8 protein-coding genes are annotated in these 6,812 nt (G+C 43.6%); 6 read left to right on the forward strand and 2 right to left on the reverse strand.

The genetic code is table 11. The features are described 5' to 3' along the window. Positions 1-28 precede the first annotated feature (28 nt). The 3 genes from B2U97_RS01530 (at position 29) to B2U97_RS01540 (ending at position 4,196) form a co-directional block, all read left to right on the forward strand. On the forward strand, positions 29-2,899 hold the full coding sequence (locus tag B2U97_RS01530) for a TonB-dependent receptor domain-containing protein (RefSeq protein ID WP_286822708.1): 2,871 nt from the start codon (positions 29-31) through the stop codon (positions 2,897-2,899). A 122-nt stretch (positions 2,900-3,021) separates the two neighbouring features. Next, positions 3,022-3,588 carry a FlgO family outer membrane protein gene (locus B2U97_RS01535; RefSeq protein ID WP_286822709.1) on the forward strand — a complete coding sequence of 189 codons (567 nt, stop codon included), beginning with the start codon at positions 3,022-3,024 and terminating at the stop codon, positions 3,586-3,588. Between the two features lie 14 nt (positions 3,589-3,602). Next, positions 3,603-4,196, forward strand: coding sequence for a FlgO family outer membrane protein (locus tag B2U97_RS01540; protein WP_286822710.1), 594 nt, complete (start codon positions 3,603-3,605; stop codon positions 4,194-4,196). 70 nt (positions 4,197-4,266) lie between these two features. On the opposite strand, the gene B2U97_RS01545 is transcribed toward B2U97_RS01540, so the two are convergent. Continuing rightward, positions 4,267-4,989, reverse strand: coding sequence for a DUF1499 domain-containing protein (locus B2U97_RS01545; RefSeq protein ID WP_286822711.1), 723 nt, complete (start codon positions 4,987-4,989; stop codon positions 4,267-4,269). A 178-nt stretch (positions 4,990-5,167) separates the two neighbouring features. Here B2U97_RS01545 and B2U97_RS01550 point away from each other — a divergent pair, with 178 nt between their 5' ends. The 3 genes from B2U97_RS01550 to B2U97_RS01560 all read left to right on the forward strand — a co-directional run bounded on the left by B2U97_RS01550 (position 5,168) and on the right by B2U97_RS01560 (position 6,375). Beyond that, positions 5,168-5,470 (forward strand): helix-turn-helix domain-containing protein, encoded by a 303-nt coding sequence (locus B2U97_RS01550; RefSeq protein ID WP_224797913.1) that lies wholly within the window; start codon positions 5,168-5,170, stop codon positions 5,468-5,470. Positions 5,471-5,627: 157 nt separating this feature from the next. Beyond that, the gene (locus B2U97_RS01555) at positions 5,628-5,792 is read left to right on the forward strand and encodes a hypothetical protein (RefSeq protein ID WP_286822712.1); all 165 of its coding nucleotides are present in this window, start codon (positions 5,628-5,630) and stop codon (positions 5,790-5,792) included. Then, a complete protein-coding gene (locus B2U97_RS01560; protein ID WP_286830194.1) occupies positions 5,782-6,375 on the forward strand; it encodes a Fic/DOC family protein in 594 nt (197 codons plus the stop codon). Before B2U97_RS01555 ends, B2U97_RS01560 begins: the two co-directional genes overlap by 11 nt. 74 nt (positions 6,376-6,449) lie before the next feature. On the opposite strand, the gene B2U97_RS01565 is transcribed toward B2U97_RS01560, so the two are convergent. Then, on the reverse strand, positions 6,450-6,812 hold a 363-nt coding region (locus B2U97_RS01565), incomplete at its 5' end, for a DUF547 domain-containing protein (protein WP_286830196.1).

Raw genomic sequence — 6,812 nt, forward strand, 5'->3', positions numbered from 1 at the left:
ATAAAAACGTTCCAGGGAGTTTTTACTCATGAAAAATATGACATTCCGAAAAAGCTTAACGGCTGCGGCAGTTGCTGCGTCTTTAGGCTTTCCTGCGTTAGCAGTAGCGCAAGATGCTCAACAGAGCACAGAAACAGAACAAGCCGAAGAGCAAATGGAGCGAATCGTTACCACAGGTTCTCGCATTGCTCGCCCTGAGCTGTCTCAAGCCGCACCAATTTTGTCTCTTGGTGAAGAGGATATCGAGAAATTCGGTTCTCCAGATTTAGGCCAAATTTTAGCTGAATTACCTGCTGTAGGTGCTACTAATACTCTAATAGGCAACCGTGAGAGTAATGCGAGTGCTGGTGTTAGTTCCGCTGATTTACGTCGTTTAGGTGCAAACCGTACTTTGGTGCTGGTTGATGGCAAGCGTCACGTTGCCGGCTCTCCTGGCTCTGCGTCAGTTGATTTATCAACTATTCCTTCAGGCATGATCGAGCGTATTGAAATCATGACTGGTGGCGCGTCAGCTATTTATGGTTCAGATGCTGTTTCAGGTGTTATTAACGTTATTCTGAAGAAGAACTACGAAGGTTTTGAGATTAGCGGACAGGCAGCTGGATCAACTGAAGGCGTTGGTGCTCGCACACACGAATTCACTTTCTTAGGTGGCGGTGATTTTATGAACGGTCGTGGTAACGCGACGTTCTATGCCGGTATGAACCGTATTCAGGAAACGATGGCAAGTGATGTTCGCCAGTTTAATAGTTGGGGAACAATATTGAACCCTGAAGATACTGGGCGTTTGGATGGGATCCCTGATCGTATCTATGCCGAAGGTATAGCTTCTGAATATATTTCAGGTGGCGGTGTTCTATTAGCTGATGATTTTTACGGTTTTTTCCCAGACGGTTCATGGCAAAGACAGCCTGCTCGTGAGGGTACAAACTCAGCATTGTTTGGCCAATACTCAGAGCGCTGTGAAACATGTTTGTATACTGAAGACTATGTAAACCTTCAGCCTAACGTCAATCGCGTAAACGTTGGCTCTTCGTTAAGTTTTGAAATGAGTGACTCAGCGCGTTTTTATTCTGATTTCAAATATACTCAGGCTGATATCGAACAACAGTTCCAACCTTCTTTTACTCAAGCCATTCAAATTAATGTAGCAGATAATCCTTATTTAGATGAAGAACTAAGAACCAATCTTCTTGATGCGGGCATTCAACAAGCTGATTTCTGGAAGTTCTTTGAAGACTGGGGTAATCGTACTGCCGACAACCGTCGGGAATTATTCCGCTTTAACGGTGGTGTTGATGGCGCCTTAGAGCTTGGTGGAAGCTATTTACAGTACGACTTTTATTATGGTTATGGTGAGACTCGTAACCGTCGCCAAACTTTACGTTCACAAATTCCAGGAAACGTTTTAGCGGCAGTCGATACTATTGAAGATGCAGATGGGAACATAGTTTGTCGAGATCCTGATGCTGGTCAAGTCAACAACGGTGGAGAATGTGTTCCGTATAATCCGTTTGGTGACCAAGCTTCTCAAGCTGCAATTGACTTTATGAGTGCTGATGTTACTCGTGATGATAAAATCACGCAGGAATATGCGGGTGCTTCATTCGTTACGGATACAGCTAACTTTTTCTCATTACAAGGCGGTCCAGTTGACATCGCAGTTGGTTTTGAGTGGCGTGAAGAAACATCAGAGACTATCACCGACGAATTCACTCGTCGTGGATTAACTCGCAACGCGGCAACTCCTAATGAATACGGTGAATATGATGTAACTGAAGGCTTTGTAGAATTAAATCTTCCAATTCTTGCGGGTTTAGACTTTGCTGAAGAATTAACTCTTGATATGGCTTATCGAAGCGCCGACTATTCTCATGCTGGCTCTGCTGATGCATGGAAGTTAGGCTTTATGTATGCTCCTATTAAAGATGTTCGTTTCCGTGGTACTGTCGGTGTGGCTGTTCGTGCACCTAACATTACAGAGGCATTCAGCCCTCGATCTCCTGGGTTTGCTAATGTAACCGACCCTTGTGATCAAACTCGGATAGATAATGATCCGAACCGTGCTGCAAATTGTGCTGCGTTAGGTGTTCCTGAGAACTTCGAATCGGTTACCAATGCAAGTATTGACCTTATTTCTGGCGGTAACCCAAACCTAGAAGCTGAAGAGTCAGACTCTACAACGTTCGGTGTTGTTTGGACCCCGAGTTTTATTGAGAACTTCTCTGTTACTTTAGATTACTATGATATTGAGATTGAAGATGCTATCACATTTATAGATCCTCAAGACGTAATCAATAACTGTGTGGACTCGTCAAGCGGTATTGGTAACACATTCTGTAGCCAAGTTACTCGTGATGGTGATAGTCAGTTGACAGCCGTTGAGTCCGGTTACTTAAATGCTGCCGCAATTCAAACTTCTGGTTATGAAATGGAAGTTAATTATCAAACTGAATTAGGTCAGTTTGATTTACCTGGCTCTCTTTCAACTTCATTGTTTATCAACCATTTAAAAGAGTTTGTTGAATACCCATTCCAGGATCAACCAACTCAAGATCAGGTTTCAACTGGGGAAGTTGGAGATCCAGAATGGCAGTTCCGCTTTTCTGCAAATTATCGTCTGGACGACTTGAATGTCTCGTGGACAACTCGTTTCCTGGACCGTTCAGCACTGTTTGACGTAACTCCTCGAGTTGAGGCATACGAAAACGTTGGACCTGCGTATGTTGGGTCAATTATGACGCACGACATCGCTGTCGGTTATCATTTTACGGAAGAATTGCGAGTAACTGGCGGTATACGTAATATGTTCGATAAAGTTCCTCCAGGTTATGTAGAAAACGCATTGTATGACCTAACGGGTCGCCGTGCTTATGTAAACTTTACTTATAGCTTCTAATCGTTAGCTTACGAGCAATATAAGTACTGAAGCCCTCTTTTTAAGAGGGCTTTTTTATTCCCTAAACCTTCCCCAAAACCTGCCGATAACAACGCATAAGCTCTATAATTAAAGGTCAGGCTATGTTTTATCGGGTGCTCATTCTTTGTTTCTCACTGCCATTCTTTTTGGTTTCAGGCTCAGCAACAGCGCATGCTAACAACCCCCACGAAGCTATCGGGGACGACTTAGCGGAGCAGCTCGCGAGTCAGCTCTCTCACGACAATCATTCTCACTATGGGTCTAACATTGGCGTAACTCGCTGGGTATTAGCGGAAACGCTTGAGCAGCCGCAAGCGGGTGACTCGTTAAACGAATTAAGCCATCAGTTGAGCGAAAGCATTTATGCGCATCTTAAGGAGCGCAATTTAAGCCTGGTTGAGTTTCGTGCCCAATCTTACATCTCTGTCGCGGAAGAGGGCGCTACGCTGCTTTCCCGTGACGTAGATGAGCTTGAACAACACCCTGAAATTGATTGGATTCTGGTGGGAACTCTGTCTCGTAAGGACGCGGGAACCATGGTTAATTTGCGTATTGTCGACCGTCGTAATCAAGAAGTTTTGGCCGCGGCTAATCGTTATGTTCCTAAGCATTTGTATTGGTCAAATAAACAAACTGAGCTAGTTAACGGTCGTTTACAGCGTAACTAGAAAGAGGCACTGCCATGAAGTTATCCATTTTTGTAAGTTTTACTGCGTTGTTTCTGGGAGCCTGCACTGTGTTGCCGGCTAAGCAGGAGGTCTCGCAAGCTAAAGTAAACGCCGAAGAGAAGGCAGAAGAGATTTATACTCAGCCGTACAGTGCCAGGTATAGCGCCGAACTTGCCAAGCAATTGGTCGAGAATGCCAGCATTCGGTTAAATAGTGCAAAGGTGGGTATAACCAATTTAGTTGGGGTAACTGGTCAATATGATCAAAGCTCGCCGTTAAGTATGGTGCTGTCAGAGCAATTGGTGCAGGAACTGCACAGTCGTGAACTAAGCGTTCTCGACTTTAAAGCGACTGACTTTATCCGGGTGACTCCAAAAGGTGACTTTGCGTTAACTCGTGACTATCTGGAACTCGATGAGATTATGCCAATTACTCATGTATTGGTCGGTACTTTGTCTCATCACCGGGATGGCGTTATGGCTAACGCCCGACTAGTGAATATCAATACCAAAGAAGTAGCCAGTGTGGCTCAGGTATTTATTCCGGAGTCGGCGGTTAGACAGCTGGACGAAAACTATGGGCAACCGGTACTTCGCAAGGCTCCATAAATAGAAAGGGCCTGACGCTTTGTGTCAGGCCCAATACTTTCCAATGTAATACTTTCTAACGTAACTTTTACTAACGTAATTCGGGTTTCAATAAAGACATAAACTCACGAATGCGCTCAGCATTTTTGCCCACATCGCTGCGGCCCACACGTGACTTACTGCGAATATCTAACCGGCTACCATCTACTGTACTGCGAACTCTTATCACTACGTCGTCTTTAAAACCAAACCAGGTAGTGGTTGCCGTAGCTTCAATTCTGCCTTCTGTTTCTGAGCTTTCCACTAATTCCCAGCCCATTTTATCTACGGCTAATAAAGCAGCCGAGAAAAGTTCATTCGGTGATTCCAGTGACTCGTAAGTTCTTAACTCAGGATAAGCCTGACGCTGTTGTTTCGCTGTTTCTTCTCCAGCATATTCAACCGGATTGGGGGCATCTGCACGCAGCGGCGCAATAGCCACAAACTCAGGCGGGTTTTGTGTGTCAGTCGTTATGTCGTGAATGGCAGGAACGTTTTGCGCTTTCAGGTACTGGCTGAAGGGCATGTAAAAGGCAAACCCACCAGCAATAATAGCTAAACCACTAAGGCCGGCAACCAGCCCTTGCGGGCGGCGAATGAAATACCAGATAATGTTAAGCACGAAGGTTGCCGCACCAATATAAGCGGCCCAGCGTAGCAATAAGAATGCTGTGCCTAACTCAGCCGTTCCGCTTTTGTATAAAGGCCCTGATATAGCAAGCAGCACGACAGATAATAAACCCAGAAGAATAAATAAACCGTGTAACGCTTTCATAAAGACACCCTTAAAGTAATGTTGCCTGCTATTACGTCACTACATTGGGTTTGGGTCAACGATAATTTTATTATCAACTCTTACATTGTAGAACAATAACGTAGAAGCTTGACAATAGCCTAAATGCTATATATCTTTAAGGCTATAAACATGGAGGTTTAAGTGAGAGGTAATTGAAATGGCGAGAACATTAGAGCAAATACTTGAAACAGAAAATGAGGATATTGTAGTCAATGCAGAAGCTAAAGCAGAGGCTATGCTGCTTGATATCCATTTAGCTGAAGTTCGTATGCTTATGAAAAAAACGCAAAATGATATGGCTAAAGCGCTGGGCGTTAAACAGCCCACTATAGCTAAAATGGAAAAGTCGGGCCGTGACGTAAAGCTCTCAAGTCTAAAGCGTTATATTGAAGCTGGCGGCGGTAAAGTGCGTTTGGATATTGAGCTACCAGACGGCCAGCATCATGGATTTGAAATTTAAAGCGTCAGGTTTGTAGTGTCGTTATATTTCCGGCAATTCATAATATTAGCTGTGAAGTTTGAATGCTTTAACCGTGTTTTATGAGGACTATTTGGTCAAACGGCGCCATGACATATAACCGCTTTTACGGTATAATTTGGCTTATATAGGAGGCATTATGACTAATACAGTTTCTTCTACGGCTACGGCAGAAAAAAAGAAAGCAAAGTTTATCCCCAAAATGGAAAACTTTAGAACCAGCCTAATGTACGAAGGGCTAACGTTGAAAAATATAGGCGAAAATCAGTCTATTGCGGCACTAAAACGCAAGTATGCGCGATAAATACGGGGTAGCACAAGATAAGTACTGCTACCCTGAAACGGATGTTCTCACTAATCTCCTGGATATCCGGAATGCGGATAAACTGGCCGAAGCCGAAATTGAGTTTACTGCAGAGCGTTACCGGCTCTATCAATCTCCTCGAGCCACTATTCAGCAGTTCACGTTTGAACACTTAAAAAAGCTCCACCACCATTTATTTCAGGATGTATACGAATGGGCGGGTGAAGTTAGAGATGTTGATATATCCAAAGGTGAAACACGATTTTGCACTTGTACGCGCATAGAACCTGAGGCTAAAAAGCTATTCAAAAATATTTCTCAATTAGAAAATGCCCAAAGCCACGAATTATTTATCGAGCAAATTGCGGATTTATTTTGTGAGATAAATCTATTGCACCCCTTTAGAGAAGGAAATGGTCGCGTACAGAGATTCTTTTTTGAAGAAATGTTGTTTGCATTGGGATATGACGTGACTTGGCCCCTTATCTCTCGACAGGAATGGGTTGAGGCTAATATAGCGGGGGTTAATCTGGATCTTACTCTTCTAAAAAACATTTTTAATCAGGCCATTACAGAATTATAAAAGCTTTGTAAAATACAAAGGCAAAACAAAGTGTTTGTTCTCAGTCACCGGTGAACTTTGAGCTCCTGTCAGCTTTAGCGGTTTTCTAAGTTATTTAATTTCCAGTTATAGTCAACAAAACGAATATCTAAAGACTGGAAGTTCATATTATCGCTACTACCAGAATCACCGGAAAGAGGCCTTGAATAGGTTCTCAGGTAATCTCGAAGCCCGTCAAAATCCTCACGATACCAGTCAAAAATTTTCGACAGATAAATGTCTTTATCATCAATACCATTTTTATCGCGGTCGCTTAAAAAAGTGATCATCTGATCTTCTAGCTGAGTCTCCAGACTTTCACCGGTAAAGGCTTCCGCGCGCAGCTTAGGGCAGCTTGCTGCTGCGCAGACTAAAGCGGCATGTATGCGGGGCTCGTCAAAGTCGACACGAATTTTTTC

Origin of the sequence: Idiomarina sp. UBA3176, assembly GCF_002364295.1 — a bacterium.
GTDB lineage: Bacteria > Pseudomonadota > Gammaproteobacteria > Enterobacterales > Alteromonadaceae > Idiomarina > Idiomarina loihiensis.